The following is a 16,393-nucleotide window of genomic DNA, read 5'->3' as shown; positions in this document are numbered from 1 at the left end:
CGTCACACCGGCTGGGTGATGGTCGGATCGCTGGGCGTCCTCTCGGACTCGATCGCGCGGCAGACCGCGTTTGCGATCGTCCGGCCGCGGCCGTCGATCCCGGTCCATTGCGCGTGCCGGCCGCGCGGATCGATCTCCAGTAGCTTGACCCGAGCCGGCACGTCGCTGCCGTCCCGGACGATGCCGCGAACGATGCCGTCGCACGGCGCGCGGACCGCTTCACCGGACAAATGGCCGAGCACAAAGCCCTTGAAGACGCGGCTTCCGATTTCGACCGGCGTGTGCCAGCGGCCGCTGGTCCGCGAATACTGAAACCGCTCGGCGCCGGCATCACCCAGCGGGCTGGCAACGCCATCGGCGGCGTCGGTCCAGCCTTGGGCGACGATCAGCCCGCTGCGGCCGGGCCGGGTCTCGATCGCGATGTCGCAATTGACCTGCGCCGCAAAGCCGGGGCCGAGGCCGATGCTCGACCGCGCGAGACGGCGCAGGTCGGGCTTCACGCTATGCTTCTGCAGCCGGGCGTCGACCAGAACATCGATGCTCGCCACCGACAGCAGGTCGGTGAGCACCAGCCAGGACACCTGGATCGCCTGCGGCTGTCGGCGCGCCTTGAGAATCTGCACGCCGTCGTCAGCGCGCGCGCCCGCGATGCCGTCGACCGACACCGGATCGCCATACAACGCATCGTGAAACGACATCCGGCGCCGGATCACCGGCGGAAACGGGTCATGCGACATCACCACGAAGTACCCGGCGCGGTGCAGATGCACCGCCACGGCGGAGGCGATCTCGCTGGTGCCGAGCACGATCGCGAACGGGCGGCGGTTGTTGTGGATCGGCTGATGCATGCGGGTCCCGGATGTCGCGATGGTCGGCAGCCGGCAACTAAGCAAGGCTCGGACCATTGTACGGAACTGTCGAAACTGTCGGTGAGTACCGCGGAATCCCGCGCGCGGTGTCGGAAACACCACGCTTTGTCGGGCCGGCCACGTTTCGCCATGTCGGTCTAATGACATTGGCTGGCAACAAAGGGCCGGAAAGCGCTTGAAAAGCCGATGCGGCAACCCTTAGCCCATCCTTGGCCCATTTCATGCAAAGTCTTGTCAATGAAACAAGCAGTGGAGGCGCCCGTGCACAGCGAGCCGTTGCAGGCCGAACGGCCAGGACATCCGGGGGGGCATGGAGCGGAGGTCAACGTGCCGGGAATGCCGGCTGCCGGCGGCGGAGCATGTCCGTTTCACAACGATCAACACGAGGCCCGTTCGGGCAAGCAGAAGACGCTGGTGCTGACCGGCGCCTCCCGCGGCATCGGCCACGCCACCGGGAAACTGTTTTCCGACGCCGGATGGCGGATCATCACCTGCTCGCGCCAGCCGTTTTCCGACGATCGCTGTCCGTGGGCCACCGGCATGGAAAACCACGTCGCCGTTGAACTGGCCGATCATCGGGCGCTGCCGCGCGCAATCGACGAGCTCAAGGAGAAGCTGGCGGGAGGGCCGCTGAGCGCGTTGATCAACAACGCCGCAATCTCGCCGAAGAGCCCGGAGGGTGAGCGCCTCACTTCGCTGAATACGCCGGTCGGGACCTGGATGAGCGTGTTCCACGTCAACCTGCTGGCCCCGGTGATGCTGGCGCAGGGACTGTTCGACGAATTGCGCGCCGGTGGCGGCTCGATCGTCAATGTCACCTCGATCGTCGGCTCGCGCGTGCACCCGTTCGCCGGCAGCGCCTATGCGACCTCGAAGGCAGCGCTGACCTGCCTCACCCGCGAAATGGCGCACGACTACGCACCCTACGGAATCCGCGTGAATGCCATCGCGCCGGGCGAGATCAAGACCGATATCCTGTCGCCCGAAACCGAGGCGATGCTGGCGCCGACGATCCCGATGCGCCGTATCGGGACACCGGAGGAAGTCGCAAAGGTGATGTTCTTCCTGTGCTCGGATGCCGCCAGCTACGTCACCGGCGAGGAAATTCACATCAACGGCGGCCAGCGCGTCTAGCGACCAGTTTGCAATTAGTTCGATGAGCATGCTGTGGGCCGCGCACAACTGCGTGTCTTTTCATCGGGCTGTTTTGCGCTGCATCAATGCGAAACGTTGCTGTTTTCGCTGGTAACTAAGTAATCAGTGCATATTCATACACTTTCGCTCTGGCGACGAACTGTGCAGGTACCGCTATCAACTTCCTCAGTGATGCAGCCAAGTTGAGCACGACATCTGGTTGAGGATCATACACAATCTCGTAATGCTCCGGAACTAAGGGGGGAAGTCTCAGGAGCGATGGAGATAGCAATGGCTCAGCGCGAAGTACGTCTTGTCGAGAGCGAGCAATCGCGGCAGCCGATGAACCAGAACCCGATACCGCTGAGTGAGATTGCGCTTACCGGTATTTTCGAGATCTCCAAGATCCTCACAGCGCCGGCGCGACTCGAAGTCACGCTCGCCAATGTCGTCAATCTGCTGCAGTCCTTTCTGCAGATGCGAAACGGCGTCGTTTCGCTGCTGGCCGACGACAGCGTTCCCGACATCACCGTCGGCGTCGGTTGGAATGAAGGCAGCGACAACCGCTATCGCGCGCGGCTGCCGCAAAAAGCCATCGACCAGATCGTCGCTACTTCGGTACCTCTTGTGGCCGACAATGTGTCGTCGCATCCGATGTTCTCTGCCGCCGACGCGCTCGCGCTGGGCGCGACCGACGAGACCCGCGTGTCGTTCATCGGCGTTCCGATCCGGATCGATTCGCGGGTCGTAGGCACCCTGACGATCGATCGGGTTCGCGACGGGCAGTCGAATTTCAGGATGGACGCCGATGTGCGCTTCCTGACCATGGTCGCCAATCTGATCGGCCAGACCGTGAAGCTGCACCGCGTCGTGGCGCGCGATCGCGAGCGACTGATGGCGGAGAGCCATCGGCTGCAGAAGGAGCTGTACGAGTTGAAGCCGCAGCGCGACCGCAAGCGCGTGCGGGTCGACGGCATCGTCGGCGAGAGCCCGGCGATCCGCACGCTGCTCGCCAAGGTCAGCATCATCGCCAAATCGCAGTCGCCGGTGCTGTTGCGCGGCGAATCGGGCACCGGCAAGGAGTTGATCGCGAAGGCGATCCACGAATTGTCGGCGCGCGCCAACGGTCCCTTCATCAAGATCAACTGTGCGGCGTTGCCCGAGTCTGTGCTCGAGTCGGAGCTGTTCGGCCACGAGAAGGGCGCGTTCACCGGCGCCATCGCCTCGCGCAAGGGCCGCTTCGAACTCGCCGACAAGGGCACGCTGTTCCTCGACGAGATCGGGGAAATCTCCGCGTCGTTCCAGGCCAAGCTGCTGCGCGTGCTGCAGGAGCAGGAATTCGAGCGGGTCGGCGGCAACCAGACCATCAAGGTCAACGTCCGGATCGTCGCGGCGACCAACCGCAATCTCGAAGAAGCCGTCGCACGCAAGGAATTCCGCGCTGATCTGTACTACCGGATTAATGTCGTGCCGATGATCCTGCCGCCGCTGCGCGACCGGCCGACCGATATTCCGCTGCTGGCGAGCGAGTTTCTGAAGAACTTCAACAAGGAGAACGATCGCGAGCTGCAGTTCGAGCCGCATGCGCTGGAACTGCTGAAGGCGTGCTCGTTCCCCGGCAACGTTCGCGAACTCGAAAACTGCGTGCGAAGAACGGCGACACTGGCGGTCGGGCCGGAAATCACCGACAGCGATTTCGCCTGCCATCAGGACGAGTGCCTGTCGGCGATCCTGTGGAAGGGCCACGCCGAACCTGCGCCGGTGCGGCCGCGGCCGCAGATTCCGCTGCAGGTCATGCCCCGCAAGGCGCCGCTCGAAGTCGTGTCGACGCGTGAGCAAGCGAGCGCGCCGACGGATCCGGGGTCGGCACCCGTCCAGGCCGAAACGGCCAATGGAGCGCCGATGTCGGAGCGCGAGCGTCTGATCAGCGCGATGGAGCGCTCCGGCTGGGTTCAGGCGAAGGCCGCTCGCCTGCTCGGGCTGACGCCGCGCCAGATCGGCTATGCGTTGAAGAAGCACGACATCGAGCTCAAGCACTTCTGACAGCGTCTCCGCGGGAAGTTGGTACTGGTTCGCGTTGACAATCGCATCTGGTCATCGAGAGCTTCGGTCCTGATCGTGATCAGACCGAAGCTCTCGTCTATTTAGGGCTCCGCTCCGACCTGTCAGACTTGCGACAAGTGTCAGGCCCCCGACACCGCCGGCTTTCTTGCCAACTGCGATAGTCCTTTAAAATCAATCACAAGGCCAACTGGCACGGGGCTTGAAAGACAGTTGTTCAACGCAACGTCTGCGAAACCAGGAGACCCCTATGGCCTACAAGATCATCACCTCTCAGTGCACCGTCTGCGGCGCATGCGAGTTCGAATGCCCGAACGCCGCGATCTCGATGAAGCGCGGCACCTATGTGATCGACGCCGTCAAGTGCACCGAGTGCGAAGGCCATTTCGACAAGCCGCAATGCGTAGCGGTCTGCCCGGTCGACAACACCTGCGTGCCGGCCTGATTGATCCGCTTCATGCAGGCTCGCCGCCTGCATCGAAGCCTGCGAGCGACCCCATCAGCGTGACGGCGTCGGATTGTCCCGGCGCCTGCCGCGAAGCGACGGCGCTTGCCCTCGTCAATTGATCGCCGCGCCAGACATGCTGGCTCGGTCGTGCGCAGTCTCCAACGGATCTGCCGCGCCCGTCGCGCGGCGCTCGAACGAGGGCCGGACATGCAAAAGAAACTCCTCACGCTGCACGACTTCGGCGCACCTGGTGCGACTTCCTTCGACGAGTTGCGGAAGGGCGCCGCGCAATCCGGCTGCAGCAGCACCGGCGGCAACGGCAAATCCGGTTGCGGCTCGGCGGCGGGACAGGGCGATCTGCCACCGGAGATCTGGGAGAAGGTCAAGAACCATCCCTGCTACAGCGAACAGGCGCATCATCACTTCGCCCGCATGCATGTCGCGGTTGCGCCGGCGTGCAACATCCAGTGCAATTACTGCAATCGCAAATATGATTGCGCCAACGAATCGCGTCCGGGCGTCGTCAGCGAGAAGCTGTCGCCCGAACAGGCGGCCCGCAAGGTGATCGCGGTCGCGTCGACGATTCCGCAGATGACGGTGCTCGGCATCGCCGGCCCAGGCGATGCGCTCGCCAATCCGGCGAAGACTTTCAAGACCTTCGAACTGGTGACCGCAACGGCGCCCGACATCAAGCTGTGCCTGTCGACCAACGGCCTGATGCTGCCCGACTATGTCGAGCAGATCGCCGCGATGAATGTCGATCACGTCACCATCACCATCAACATGATCGATCCGGAGATCGGCGCGCAGATCTATCCGTGGATCTTCTACAACCACCGCCGCTACACCGGCGTCGAGGCGTCGAAGATCCTCAGCGAGCGGCAATTGCTCGGGCTCGAGATGCTCACCGCGCGCGGCATCCTGGTGAAGGTCAATTCGGTGATGATCCCGGGGATCAACGACCGGCACCTGATCGAGGTCAACAAGGCGGTGAAGTCGCGCGGCGCCTTCCTGCACAACATCATGCCGCTGATCTCCGAGCCGGAGCACGGCACGGTGTTCGGTCTCGAAGGACGTCGCGGCCCGTCGGCGCAGGAACTCAAGGCGCTGCAGGACGACTGCGAAGGCGAGATGAACATGATGCGGCACTGCCGGCAGTGCCGCGCCGACGCGGTCGGCCTGCTCGGCGAGGACCGCAGCGCCGAATTCACCACCGACAAGGTGATGGAGATGGAGGTCGAATACGATCTCGCCGCGCGCCAGGCCTATCAGGCCAAGGTCGAGGCCGAGCGTGACGCCATCGCGGCCGCCAAGCAGCGCGAACTGGCGACGCTCGCCGACGAAACCGCCACCATCAAGATCCAGGTCGCGATCGCCACCAAGGGCGGCGGCGTGATCAACGAGCATTTCGGCCACGCTCACGAATTCCAGATCTACGAAGTCTCGACCGCCGGTGCCAAGTTCATCGGCCATCGTCGCGTCGATCTGTATTGCGAGGGCGGCTATGCCAGCGAGACCGGGATCGAGCCGATCCTCAAGGCGCTGAACGACTGCACCGCGGTGCTGGTCGCCAAGATCGGTCTCTGCCCGAAGGATTCTCTGGCCGGCGCCGGGATCGAGGCGGTCGAGGACTACGCTTTCGAATATATCGAGCAGTCGGTGATCGCCTATTTCAAGGACTATCTCGAACGCGTCGGCAAGTCGGAGATCAGCCACGTCGCCCGTGGTGACGCCGATATCCGCCAGGGCGCGTTCGTCGCGAGCTGACGTCAGGGCAGCGGGCACCGACCATGGCTTACAAGATCGTCGCGTCGCAATGCACCTCCTGCTCGGCCTGCGAGCCGGAGTGCCCCAACGTCGCGATCACCGAGAAGCGCGGCGTGTTCATGATCGACCCGTCGAAATGCACCGAATGCATCGGCCATTTCGATGTGCCGCAATGCGTCGCAGTGTGCCCGGTCGACGGCACCTGCGTGATCGACAATTCCGTCCCGCGCGCCAGCGCTGCTTGAGGTGAGACGATGGACCTTGATCTGACGCCCTCGGCCGAGAAGTTCATTCGCCGGATGGTCCGGCTCAGCGGTGGCTCCGGCGGCTTCCGCCTCGCAGTCACCTCCGGCGGCTGCTCCGGCCTGTCGGCCGCGTTCGACATCGAAGCGTCGCCGCGGCCCGGGGATCAGGTCGTCGAACATGGCGATGTTCGACTGTTCATCCCCGAGGACAGCTTCAAGCTGCTGGAAGGCGTCGTGATCGACTTCATGGAAACGCCGACGTCCAGCGGCTTCATCTTCCACGATCCGAAGCCGTCGAGCTGCCAGTGCTCCGACGGCACCGTCGAAGCGCCGAAGCAGAATCTGCATCAGCTACGGGATTTCTGAGATGCCGGATGTCCTGCACAGCGAGCTGACGATGTCCGGACCCGAGCAATCGCTGCTCGGCGGCGCGTTGCTCGGTGCGGGACTGCCGGCCGAGGCGCAGCGGCATCTCGAACTGGCCGGACGCGACTATCAGAGCGACGCCGTCGCCGAGCAGCATCTGCGCGAGGCCCAGGCGCTGGCGCCCGATCACGCCGCCGTGCTGATCGGGCTGTATCGCTTCTATTTCTACAAAGGCCGGCTCGCCGAGGCGCTGCGCGTCGCCGAGATCTGCCTGCAGAAGGCGGCGCGCGACAACGGTCTCGACGCCGACTGGCGCAAGGTCCGGCGCAGCGACGCCGAATTCTCCAGCTTCTCCGCCATCCTGCCGCGGTTCTATCTGTTCGCGCTGAAAGCCTACGCCTATCTGCGGATGCGGGTCGGCGACGTCGACGAAGGCCATGCCGCGATCGAGAAGCTGCTCGAACTCGACCCCTCCGACAAGGTCAATGCCGGCGTGCTGCACGACGTCTGGCGGCGGATAGGGGAGGTCGATGACGACTGACATCGACGAAGCCCTCGACTGGCAAGGCAACGAGGTCGATTGCGCGTCTTGCCCGCACCGCGAACTGCTGTCGGCCGGCCGTTGCGAATTGAAGAAGGCCTGCGTGCAGGATCGCTATGCGCGGCGGCTGGAGCGCTTCTTCCAGCAGAACCGCGCGCTCGCCGACGACTATCTGGTGCATCCCTATTTCGAAGTCCGCGCGGTCGCGGCCGGCTATGCCACCGTCTTCCTGCTGCCGCGGCTGCTGCAGGACCCCGACGAGACGGTGCGCTGGAGCGCGGCGCGGCGGCTGCCGAAGCGCTATCTGCTGCCGCTCCGCGCCGATCCGCATCGCGAGGTGCGGATCCGCATCGCCTCGGTGCTTTCCGACGAAGATCTGCGGCCGATGGTCAACGACAGCGACTACTACGTCCGTCAGATCGTGGCGAAGCGGGCCTCGCCGGGCCTGCTGCCGCTGCTGGTGCTCGATCCCGACAGCGGCGTCCGCCGCGAGGTGGCGCGCCGGATCGGCCCGGAATGGCTGGCGCAGATCGCGATGGACAAGGACGGCGACGTCCGGCTCGAGGCGGCGCGGCGGATGTCGCCCGGCCGCCTGCTGGCGATGATCGACGATGCGGACTGGCGGATTCGCTACGAAGTCGCGAGCCGCGTCGACACCTACGAACTGGCCGAGCTGCTGGACGATCCCGATCCGCTGGTGCGGGAGCTGGTCCGCAGCCGCACCGGCTTCACCGGGCCGGCGCGATCGGCATCGTCCCAACCCCATGCAACGCCCGTGACGGAGTCGACACCATGAATATCAGCCGCGACAGCGACATCGTCGAACTCGATGGTCCGCCGGAATTCGAATACGGCCAAAAGGTCAGGGCGAAGATCAACGTCCGCAACGACGGCACCTTTCCCGGCAAGGAGATCGGCGACGTGCTGGTGAAGAAGGGCGACGAGGGTTACGTCGTCTCGATCGGCACCTTCCTGCAGCAGTTTTACATCTACGGCGTCGATTTCGTCGCGCAGGGCCGGATCGTCGGGATGAAGCGCAAGGAGCTGGTCTCGGCCGAGGTCGAACAGCCCGCCTCGCAGCAGGTGGCGTGATGGGTCCGGAGCCGAAATATCAATGGGGTCAACCGGTTCGCGCCGAGGTCGACCTGTTCAACGACGGCAGCTTTCCGGACGCGCCGCTCGATGCGCTGCTGGTGAAGAGCGGCGATCCCGGCGAGATCGTCCGGATCGGACTGCACGAAGAGACCCAACGGCCGGTCTATCTGGTTGAATTCGCAGGCAATCGCGTCGTCGGCTGCCTCGAGGACGAAATCGCCCCGCTCGCGCCGTCGCGCGCCGGCCAAATGTAAGGACTTGAATCGATGAAGGTGATGATCCGCAGATCCGAGGCCGGGAAGCTCTCGGCCTATGTCGCCAAAAAGGATCTCGAAGAGGCGATTATCGATATGGAAAACCCGGACTTGTGGGGCGGTAAAGTCACGCTGGCGAATGGCTGGCAACTCGAACTGCCGGCGATGGCGGCCGATACCCGGCTGCCGATTACCGTCGAAGCCCGCAAGCTGAACTGATCATGGCCCTTTCCGCCGACGATCTCACCCGGCTGGACGCGCTGCTCGGCGATGCGGAGGCTTGCGGCAAACTGGTGGCAAACCTGCGGCAGCAGTTTCCGGGCCTGTCGCTGACCCAATGCGACGCCTCCGACGTCGATCACGAGCAGCCGTTTCGCGTCTGTCCGCAGCTCAGCCTCTACCTGGTCGACAGTTCTGATCACTGCTGGACGATCACCGGCGATCCCGCCCGGGCGACCGGGCTGGTCGTCGCGCATCACAAGGCCGCCGCGCCATCGCGGGCGTCGTGAAGGAGACCGTTATGCCGGCCCAACTGTTCGATGACGTCGCCGCGGCTTTCGCGCGAGGCAAGGCCATTCCCTATCTCGGCTGCGGCGCGCTGGCGCTCGGCGCCGAGGCCAGTCCGATTCCGGCGACGCCGCTGGAGCTGGTGGCGCGGCTGACGGCGAAGACGACGGTGCCGCACAAGGTCCGCACCAATCTCACCGGCGCGGCGCAGTACATCGAGAACTTCAAGCACCGCAAGACGCTGTCTTCGCTGATGACGGAAGCCTTTCGCGCCTCGGCGGCGCCGAACCAGTTGCACCGGATGCTGGCGGCGATTCCCGATCTGCCGCTGCTGGTCCACGCCTGGTACGACGACGTGCCGCAGAAGGCGCTCGCGGGCCGCGCCGATTGGGGGATGGCGCAGGGCGTCAGCCAGACCGAGCATCACGGCCGCTGGGTCAATTACTATCGCCCCGACGGCAGCGAGGTGACCGGGCCCGATCCGAATGTCGTCGAGGGCGAAATGCCGTTGTTCGCGCCGACGCCCGACGAGGCGCAGGCCTGGGGGACGCTGCTGTATCAGCCGCTCGGCTCGGTGGCGCCGGCCACCAACTATCTGGTGTCCGACAGCGATTTCGTCGAGGTTCTGACCGAGATCGACATTCAGACGCCGATTCCGTTCGCGGTGCAGGAACTGCGCCGCGGCCGGCACTTCCTGTTCATGGGCTGCCGCTTCGACAATCAGCTCGACCGTCTGTTCGCGCGTCAGATCATGAAGCGCTCCTCGGCGCGTCACTGGGCGGTGTTGCCCGACACCCTGACCCGCAACGAAGAGCGCTTCCTCGAAGAGCAGAACATCGAGCGGATCGACTGGCCGCTGGCGAAGTTCGTCGCGGCGCTCGCCCCGATGCTGCAGGACCAGAGCCTGCCGGCGTAGCTCGTCTCACTCACCACGCGCATCCTTCGCGTCATGGCCGGGCTTGTCCCGGCCATCCACGTCTTGGCCCAAAGAGCGCAGAAGACGTTAATGCCCAGCCTAAGGCCGGGCATGCCGGCGCGGCTGGCACCGAGCAGTCGGCGTCTCCGTCATTGCGAGCGAAGCGAAGCAATCCAGGCCTCATGCGGGGCGTGGATTGCTTCGTCGCTGTCGCTCCTCGCAATGACGGGGGCAATGGCGGAACGCCAATTGCGACGATCTCTCGTGTAGCCCCGCCGCCGGTATCAGTTTGTTTCGTTTCTAACAGCCGGTCGCCGCGATGTCGGCCGAAGACACCGCATGTCGGATTCGAAACATCTGCGTAGGACACCCCCGATTGTTCGCTATCCGCACGTAAATGCTCGCCTTTTCACTCGCCGCAGCGATTGGCACGGCGGTTGCAAAACAGGGATCAGCAAGGCGAGGGATGTTGGCTGAGCAGTTCCTGCGAAGGGCAACATCCGCTTCTGGGCCGTGCGACGGTTTAACTGAATGAGGCTGCGCGGTTCGCGCACATCGATCAACGGCTCGAGAACAACGGAGAGAAAACATGGCGGCACTTCGGCAAATCGCATTTTACGGCAAGGGCGGCATCGGCAAGTCGACCACCTCGCAGAACACCCTCGCGGCGCTGGTCGAGCTCGGTCAGAAGATCCTGATCGTCGGCTGCGACCCCAAGGCGGACTCCACCCGCCTGATCCTCAACACCAAGATGCAGGACACCGTGCTCAGCCTCGCCGCTGAAGCCGGCTCGGTCGAGGACCTCGAACTCGAAGACGTGATGAAGATCGGCTACAAGGGCATCAAGTGCACCGAAGCCGGTGGCCCGGAGCCGGGCGTCGGCTGCGCCGGCCGCGGCGTCATCACCGCGATCAACTTCCTGGAAGAGAACGGCGCCTATGAGGACGTCGACTACGTCTCCTACGACGTGCTCGGCGACGTGGTCTGCGGCGGCTTCGCGATGCCGATCCGCGAGAACAAGGCCCAGGAAATCTACATCGTGATGTCCGGCGAGATGATGGCGCTGTACGCCGCCAACAACATCGCCAAGGGCATTCTGAAGTACGCCTCGTCGGGCGGCGTCCGCCTCGGCGGCCTGATCTGCAACGAGCGCCAGACCGACCGCGAGCTCGACCTCGCCGAAGCGCTGGCCGGCCGCCTGAACTCCAAGCTGATCCACTTCGTGCCGCGCGCCAACATCGTGCAGCACGCCGAGCTGCGCCGCCAGACCGTGATCGAATACGCGCCCGACAGCCAGCAGGCGCAGGAATATCGCCAGTTGGCCAACAAGATCCACGCCAACTCGGGCAACGGCACGATCCCGACGCCGATCACCATGGAAGAGCTGGAAGGCATGCTGCTCGACTTCGGCATCATGAAGACCGACGAGCAGGCGCTCGCCGAGCTCGCCGAAAAGGAAGCCGCCAAGGCGGCCGCCGCAACCGCCTGATCCATCAGCCGGGCCGGCCGCCTCGCGCGGCCGGCTCCCCGGCGGCCCCTTACACGAGGAACAACGATGAGCACCGCAGTCGCAGAATCCCCCGCGGACATCAAGGAACGCAACAAGCAGCTGATCGGCGAAGTCCTGGAAGCCTATCCGGACAAATCCGCCAAGCGCCGCGCCAAGCACCTCAACACCTACGAGGCCGAAAAGGCCGAGTGCTCGGTCAAGTCCAACATCAAGTCGATCCCCGGCGTGATGACGATCCGCGGCTGCGCCTACGCCGGCTCCAAGGGCGTGGTGTGGGGTCCGATCAAGGACATGGTCCACATCAGCCATGGTCCGGTCGGCTGCGGCCAGTATTCCTGGGGTTCGCGCCGCAACTACTACAAGGGCGTCACCGGCATCGACACCTTCGGCACGATGCAGTTCACCTCCGATTTCCAGGAGAAGGACATCGTCTTCGGCGGCGACAAGAAGCTCGGCAAGATCATCGACGAAATTCAGGAGCTGTTCCCGCTGAACCGCGGCATTTCGGTGCAGTCGGAATGCCCGATCGGCCTGATCGGCGACGACATCGAGGCGGTCTCCAAGGCCAAGACCAAGCAATACGACGGCAAGCCGATCATCCCGGTGCGCTGCGAAGGCTTCCGCGGCGTGTCGCAGTCGCTCGGCCACCACATCGCCAACGACGTGATCCGCGACTGGGTGTTCGACAAGGCCGGCGACAAGGTCGCCACCTTCGAATCGACCCCCTATGACGTCGCGATCATCGGCGACTACAACATCGGCGGCGACGCCTGGGCCTCGCGCATCCTGCTCGAGGAAATGGGCCTGCGCGTGATCGCGCAGTGGTCCGGCGACGGCACCATCGCCGAGCTGGAGAACACCCCGAAGGCGAAGCTGAACATCCTGCACTGCTACCGCTCGATGAACTACATCACGCGGCACATGGAAGAGAAGTTCGGGATCCCGTGGGTCGAGTACAATTTCTTCGGCCCGACCAAGATCGAAGCCTCGTTGCGCGAGATCGCCGCGAAATTCGACGACAAGATCAAGGAAGGCGCCGAGCGCGTCATCGCCAAGTACAAGCCGCGGATGCAGGCGATCGTCGATCGCTATCGTCCGCGCCTCGAAGGCAAGAAGGTCATGCTCTATGTCGGCGGCCTGCGTCCGCGCCACGTCATCGGCGCCTACGAAGACCTCGGCATGGAAGTGGTCGGCACCGGCTATGAATTCGGCCACAACGACGACTATCAGCGCACCACCCACTACGTGAAGGACGGCACGCTGATCTACGACGACGTCACCGGCTACGAATTCGAGAAGTTCGTCGAGAAGGTCCGGCCCGATCTGGTCGGCTCCGGCATCAAGGAAAAGTACATCTTCCAGAAGATGGGTGTGCCGTTCCGCCAGATGCATTCGTGGGACTATTCCGGTCCGTATCACGGCTATGACGGCTTCGCCATCTTCGCCCGCGACATGGACATCGCCATCAACGCCCCGATCTGGAAGCTGACCAAGGCACCTTGGAGCTGACGGTTCGGAGCTGAACCCACTCGTCACACAGGCTTCCGGTGCGATCCACCGGAAGCGCCGTGTCCCCGAATTCCTTGGGAAAGAACATCAACATGACCGAGACCGCAGAAAAGATCCGGGATCATTTCGATCTCTTCCATCAGCCCGAATACGCGGACATGATGGACAACAAGCGCAAGCAGTTCGAGAACGCCGTCGGCGAAGCCGAAGTCGCGCGCGTGTCGGATTGGACCAAGACCAAGGAATATCAGGAGAAGAATTTCGCTCGTGAAGCCCTGGTCATCAACCCGGCCAAGGCCTGCCAGCCGCTCGGCGCGGTGTTCGCCGCGGTGGGCTTCGAGAAGACGCTGCCGTTCGTGCACGGCTCGCAGGGCTGCGTCGCGTATTATCGCAGCCACTTCTCGCGGCACTTCAAGGAGCCGACCTCCTGCGTCTCGTCGTCGATGACCGAAGACGCCGCGGTGTTCGGCGGCCTCAACAACATGATCGACGGCCTGGCCAATTCCTACGCGCTGTACAAGCCGAAGATGATCGCGGTGTCGACCACCTGCATGGCCGAAGTGATCGGCGACGACCTCAACGCCTTCATCAAGAACGCGAAGGAAAAGGGCTCGGTTCCGCAGGACTTCGACGTCACCTACGCCCACACCCCGGCCTTCGTCGGCAGCCACATCACCGGCTACGACAACACCATGAAGGGCGTGGTCGAGCACTTCTGGGACGGCAAGTCCGGCACCGCGCCGAAGCTCGAGCGCCAGCCCAACGAGTCGGTCAACTTCCTCGGCGGCTTCGACGGCAACACCGTCGGCAACATCCGCGAGGTCAAGCGCATCTTCGAGTTGATGGGCGTCGACTACACCATCTTCGGCGACAACAGCGACGTCTGGGATACCCCGGCCGACGGCGAATTCCGGATGTATGACGGCGGCACCACGCTGGAGCAGGCCGCCAACGCCATCCACGCCAAGGGCACGATCTCGATGCAGGAATTCTGCACCGAAAAGACGCTGGCGACGATCGCGGCGCACGGCCAGGAAGTGGTCGCGCTCAACTCACCGATCGGCATCACCGGCACCGACCGCTTCCTGCAGGCGGTGTCGCGGATCACCGGCAAGGCGATCCCCGAAGCGCTGACCAAGGAGCGCGGCCGGCTGGTCGACGCCATCGGCGACTCCTCGGCGCACATCCACGGCAAGAAGTTCGCGATCTTCGGCGATCCGGACCTGTGCTACGGCCTGGCCGAATTCATCCTCGAGCTCGGCGGCGAACCGACCCATATTCTCGCCACCAACGGCAACAAGAACTGGGAAGAGAAGGTCAACCAGCTCCTGGCGTCCTCGCCGTTCGGCACGAACTGCAAGGTCTACGCCGGCAAGGATCTCTGGCACCTGCGCTCGCTGCTGTTCACCGAGCCGGTCGATTTCATGATCGGCAACACCTACGGCAAGTATCTCGAGCGCGACACCGGCACGCCGCTGATCCGCATGGGCTTCCCGGTGTTCGATCGCCACCACCACCACCGCTCGCCGATCTGGGGCTATCAGGGCACGATGAACGTGCTGGTCAAGATCCTCGACAAGATCTTCGACGAGATGGACAAGGCGACCAACATCGCCGGCAAGACCGACCTGTCCTTCGACATCATCCGCTGATGCCGGAGGCGATACCAAAGTCTCGGACTACCTGATCCTCAGGAGCGTCGCATGAGCCGTCTCGCAGACAAGATCCAAGATGTCTTCAACGAGCCCGGCTGTGCGGACAATCAGGCCAAGTCCGAGAAGCAACGCAAGAAGGGCTGCAGCAAACCGCTGCAGCCCGGCGGCGCCGCCGGTGGCTGCGCCTTCGACGGCGCCAAGATCGCGCTGCAGCCGATCGTCGACGTCGCCCATCTGGTGCACGGCCCGATCGCCTGCGAGGGCTCGTCCTGGGACAATCGCGGCACCAAATCGTCGGGCTCGAAGTTGTATCGCACCGGCTTCACCACCGACATGAGCGAGAACGACGTGGTGTTCGGCGGCGAGAAGCGGCTGTTCCGGTCGATCAAAGAAATCATCGAGAAGTACGACCCGCCGGCGGTGTTCGTGTATCAGACCTGCGTGCCGGCGATGATGGGCGACGACATCGTCGCGGTCTGCAAGGTGGCGGCCGAGAAATTCGGCAAGCCCTGCATCCCGATCATCGCGCCGGGCTTCGTCGGGCCGAAGAATCTCGGCAACAAGCTCGCCGGGGAGGCGATGCTCGACTACGTGATCGGCACGCAGGAGCCGGAAGTCACCACCCCCTACGACATCAACATCATCGGCGAATACAACGTCGCCGGCGAGCTGTGGCAGGTCAAGCCGCTGCTCGACGAGCTCGGCATCCGCATCCTGTCCTGCCTGTCGGGCGACGCGCGCTATCACGAGGTGGCGCAGTCGCACCGCGCCCGCGCCGCCATGATGGTGTGCTCGACCGCGATGATCAACGTCGCCCGCAAGATGCAGGAGCGCTACGGCATTCCGTACTTCGAAGGCTCGTTCTACGGCATCACCGACACCTCGGATTCGCTGCGGCAGATCGCGAAGCTCCTGATCGCGCGCGGCGCCGACGCCGAGCTGATGGACCGCGTCGAGGCGCTGATCGCGCGCGAGGAGGCGAAGGCCTGGGCCGCGATCAAGGCCTATACGCCGCGGCTCGCAGGCAAAAAGGTGCTGCTGATCACCGGCGGCGTGAAGTCGTGGTCGGTGGTGCTGGCGCTGCAGGAAGCCGGGCTCACCATCGTCGGCACCAGCGTCAAGAAATCGACCAAGGAGGACAAGGAGCGGCTCAAGGAGATGAGCCCCGACGTCCATCTGATCGACGATCTGCGGCCGCGCGAAATGTACAAGATGCTGAAAGAGGCGCAGGCCGACATCATGCTGTCCGGCGGCCGCTCGCAATTCGTCGCGCTGAAGGCGCGGATGCCCTGGATGGATATCAATCAGGAGCGCTCTTACGCGTATTGTGGCTATGTCGGCATCGTCGAGATGGTGCGGCAGATCGACAAGGCGCTGTCGAACCCGATCTGGCAGCAGGTCCGCTCTGCGCCGCCGTGGGACGAAGTGAGCTGGGAGACCCGCGCCGACGCCGCCAATGCCGCCGACGACGCACAGCGCGCCGCCGAAGCCGCGCCCGCCGCGCGCGTGGCCTGAG

General features: G+C 64.1%; 18 protein-coding genes. 17 read left to right on the top strand and 1 reads right to left on the bottom strand.

Annotated features, from left to right (window positions below; translation table 11 throughout):
• Positions 1–2 precede the first annotated feature (2 nt).
• A complete protein-coding gene (locus ACTZWT_RS18670) occupies positions 3–848 on the bottom strand; it encodes a xanthine dehydrogenase (RefSeq protein ID WP_444771174.1) in 846 nt (281 codons plus the stop codon).
• A 357-nt stretch (positions 849–1,205) separates the two neighbouring features.
• Here ACTZWT_RS18670 and ACTZWT_RS18665 point away from each other — a divergent pair, with 357 nt between their 5' ends.
• The 17 genes from ACTZWT_RS18665 to nifE all read left to right on the top strand — a co-directional run bounded on the left by ACTZWT_RS18665 (position 1,206) and on the right by nifE (position 16,392).
• Positions 1,206–2,003, top strand: coding sequence for an SDR family NAD(P)-dependent oxidoreductase (locus ACTZWT_RS18665; protein WP_444771275.1), 798 nt, complete (start codon positions 1,206–1,208; stop codon positions 2,001–2,003).
• Positions 2,004–2,294: 291 nt separating this feature from the next.
• Positions 2,295–4,046, top strand: a complete 1,752-nt coding sequence (gene nifA, locus ACTZWT_RS18660; protein ID WP_444771173.1) for a nif-specific transcriptional activator NifA — start codon at positions 2,295–2,297, stop codon at positions 4,044–4,046.
• Positions 4,047–4,314: 268 nt separating this feature from the next.
• On the top strand, positions 4,315–4,509 hold the full coding sequence (locus tag ACTZWT_RS18655; RefSeq protein WP_444771172.1) for a 4Fe-4S dicluster domain-containing protein: 195 nt from the start codon (positions 4,315–4,317) through the stop codon (positions 4,507–4,509).
• 210 nt (positions 4,510–4,719) lie between these two features.
• A complete protein-coding gene (gene nifB, locus ACTZWT_RS18650) occupies positions 4,720–6,279 on the top strand; it encodes a nitrogenase cofactor biosynthesis protein NifB (protein ID WP_444771171.1) in 1,560 nt (519 codons plus the stop codon).
• Between the two features lie 23 nt (positions 6,280–6,302).
• Positions 6,303–6,524 carry a 4Fe-4S binding protein gene (locus ACTZWT_RS18645; protein WP_444771170.1) on the top strand — a complete coding sequence of 74 codons (222 nt, stop codon included), beginning with the start codon at positions 6,303–6,305 and terminating at the stop codon, positions 6,522–6,524.
• Positions 6,525–6,533: 9 nt separating this feature from the next.
• Positions 6,534–6,890: a HesB/IscA family protein gene (locus tag ACTZWT_RS18640; RefSeq protein ID WP_444771169.1), complete on the top strand. Its 357-nt coding sequence runs from the start codon at positions 6,534–6,536 to the stop codon at positions 6,888–6,890.
• Between the two features lies 1 nt (position 6,891).
• A complete protein-coding gene (locus ACTZWT_RS18635; RefSeq protein WP_444771168.1) occupies positions 6,892–7,431 on the top strand; it encodes a hypothetical protein in 540 nt (179 codons plus the stop codon).
• The gene (locus tag ACTZWT_RS18630; RefSeq protein WP_444771167.1) at positions 7,421–8,227 is read left to right on the top strand and encodes a 4Fe4S-binding leucine-rich repeat protein; all 807 of its coding nucleotides are present in this window, start codon (positions 7,421–7,423) and stop codon (positions 8,225–8,227) included. Before ACTZWT_RS18635 ends, ACTZWT_RS18630 begins: the two co-directional genes overlap by 11 nt.
• On the top strand, positions 8,224–8,523 hold the full coding sequence (locus tag ACTZWT_RS18625) for a nitrogen fixation protein NifZ (protein WP_444771166.1): 300 nt from the start codon (positions 8,224–8,226) through the stop codon (positions 8,521–8,523). The genes ACTZWT_RS18630 and ACTZWT_RS18625 overlap by 4 nt, the downstream gene beginning before the upstream one ends.
• A complete protein-coding gene (locus ACTZWT_RS18620) occupies positions 8,523–8,780 on the top strand; it encodes a nitrogen fixation protein NifZ (RefSeq protein ID WP_444771165.1) in 258 nt (85 codons plus the stop codon). The genes ACTZWT_RS18625 and ACTZWT_RS18620 overlap by 1 nt, the downstream gene beginning before the upstream one ends.
• Positions 8,781–8,792: 12 nt before the next feature.
• Positions 8,793–8,999, top strand: a complete 207-nt coding sequence (gene nifT, locus ACTZWT_RS18615; protein ID WP_444771164.1) for a putative nitrogen fixation protein NifT — start codon at positions 8,793–8,795, stop codon at positions 8,997–8,999.
• 2 nt (positions 9,000–9,001) lie between these two features.
• A complete protein-coding gene (locus ACTZWT_RS18610; protein ID WP_444771163.1) occupies positions 9,002–9,289 on the top strand; it encodes a hypothetical protein in 288 nt (95 codons plus the stop codon).
• Between the two features lie 11 nt (positions 9,290–9,300).
• Positions 9,301–10,203 (top strand): SIR2 family protein, encoded by a 903-nt coding sequence (locus ACTZWT_RS18605; RefSeq protein WP_444771162.1) that lies wholly within the window; start codon positions 9,301–9,303, stop codon positions 10,201–10,203.
• A gap of 589 nt (positions 10,204–10,792) precedes the next feature.
• Positions 10,793–11,692 carry a nitrogenase iron protein gene (gene nifH, locus ACTZWT_RS18600; RefSeq protein WP_444771161.1) on the top strand — a complete coding sequence of 300 codons (900 nt, stop codon included), beginning with the start codon at positions 10,793–10,795 and terminating at the stop codon, positions 11,690–11,692.
• A gap of 66 nt (positions 11,693–11,758) precedes the next feature.
• Entirely contained in the window at positions 11,759–13,222 is a 1,464-nt protein-coding gene (gene nifD / locus ACTZWT_RS18595; protein WP_322514464.1) for a nitrogenase molybdenum-iron protein alpha chain, read from the top strand.
• Between the two features lie 92 nt (positions 13,223–13,314).
• A complete protein-coding gene (gene nifK / locus ACTZWT_RS18590) occupies positions 13,315–14,874 on the top strand; it encodes a nitrogenase molybdenum-iron protein subunit beta (protein ID WP_444771160.1) in 1,560 nt (519 codons plus the stop codon).
• Between the two features lie 51 nt (positions 14,875–14,925).
• Positions 14,926–16,392, top strand: a complete 1,467-nt coding sequence (gene nifE / locus ACTZWT_RS18585; protein ID WP_444771159.1) for a nitrogenase iron-molybdenum cofactor biosynthesis protein NifE — start codon at positions 14,926–14,928, stop codon at positions 16,390–16,392.
• Position 16,393 lies beyond the last annotated feature (1 nt).

The organism is Rhodopseudomonas sp. NSM, assembly GCF_052445935.1.
Classification (GTDB): domain Bacteria; phylum Pseudomonadota; class Alphaproteobacteria; order Rhizobiales; family Xanthobacteraceae; genus Rhodopseudomonas.
Note: the sequence above shows the minus strand (reverse complement) of the source record. Positions and strands in the feature narration are given on the sequence as shown.

Bases quoted from the DNA above. Each gene is read 5' to 3' on its own strand.
- ACTZWT_RS18670 (WP_444771174.1), bottom strand. From the start codon at position 848: ATGCATCAGCCGATCCACAACAACCGCCGCCCGTTCGCGATCGTGCTC.
- ACTZWT_RS18665 (WP_444771275.1), top strand. From the start codon at position 1,206: ATGCCGGCTGCCGGCGGCGGAGCATGTCCGTTTCACAACGATCAACAC.
- nifA (WP_444771173.1), top strand. From the start codon at position 2,295: ATGGCTCAGCGCGAAGTACGTCTTGTCGAGAGCGAGCAATCGCGGCAG.
- ACTZWT_RS18655 (WP_444771172.1), top strand. From the start codon at position 4,315: ATGGCCTACAAGATCATCACCTCTCAGTGCACCGTCTGCGGCGCATGC.
- nifB (WP_444771171.1), top strand. From the start codon at position 4,720: ATGCAAAAGAAACTCCTCACGCTGCACGACTTCGGCGCACCTGGTGCG.
- ACTZWT_RS18645 (WP_444771170.1), top strand. From the start codon at position 6,303: ATGGCTTACAAGATCGTCGCGTCGCAATGCACCTCCTGCTCGGCCTGC.
- ACTZWT_RS18640 (WP_444771169.1), top strand. From the start codon at position 6,534: ATGGACCTTGATCTGACGCCCTCGGCCGAGAAGTTCATTCGCCGGATG.
- ACTZWT_RS18635 (WP_444771168.1), top strand. From the start codon at position 6,892: ATGCCGGATGTCCTGCACAGCGAGCTGACGATGTCCGGACCCGAGCAA.
- ACTZWT_RS18630 (WP_444771167.1), top strand. From the start codon at position 7,421: ATGACGACTGACATCGACGAAGCCCTCGACTGGCAAGGCAACGAGGTC.
- ACTZWT_RS18625 (WP_444771166.1), top strand. From the start codon at position 8,224: ATGAATATCAGCCGCGACAGCGACATCGTCGAACTCGATGGTCCGCCG.
- ACTZWT_RS18620 (WP_444771165.1), top strand. From the start codon at position 8,523: ATGGGTCCGGAGCCGAAATATCAATGGGGTCAACCGGTTCGCGCCGAG.
- nifT (WP_444771164.1), top strand. From the start codon at position 8,793: ATGAAGGTGATGATCCGCAGATCCGAGGCCGGGAAGCTCTCGGCCTAT.
- ACTZWT_RS18610 (WP_444771163.1), top strand. From the start codon at position 9,002: ATGGCCCTTTCCGCCGACGATCTCACCCGGCTGGACGCGCTGCTCGGC.
- ACTZWT_RS18605 (WP_444771162.1), top strand. From the start codon at position 9,301: ATGCCGGCCCAACTGTTCGATGACGTCGCCGCGGCTTTCGCGCGAGGC.
- nifH (WP_444771161.1), top strand. From the start codon at position 10,793: ATGGCGGCACTTCGGCAAATCGCATTTTACGGCAAGGGCGGCATCGGC.
- nifD (WP_322514464.1), top strand. From the start codon at position 11,759: ATGAGCACCGCAGTCGCAGAATCCCCCGCGGACATCAAGGAACGCAAC.
- nifK (WP_444771160.1), top strand. From the start codon at position 13,315: ATGACCGAGACCGCAGAAAAGATCCGGGATCATTTCGATCTCTTCCAT.
- nifE (WP_444771159.1), top strand. From the start codon at position 14,926: ATGAGCCGTCTCGCAGACAAGATCCAAGATGTCTTCAACGAGCCCGGC.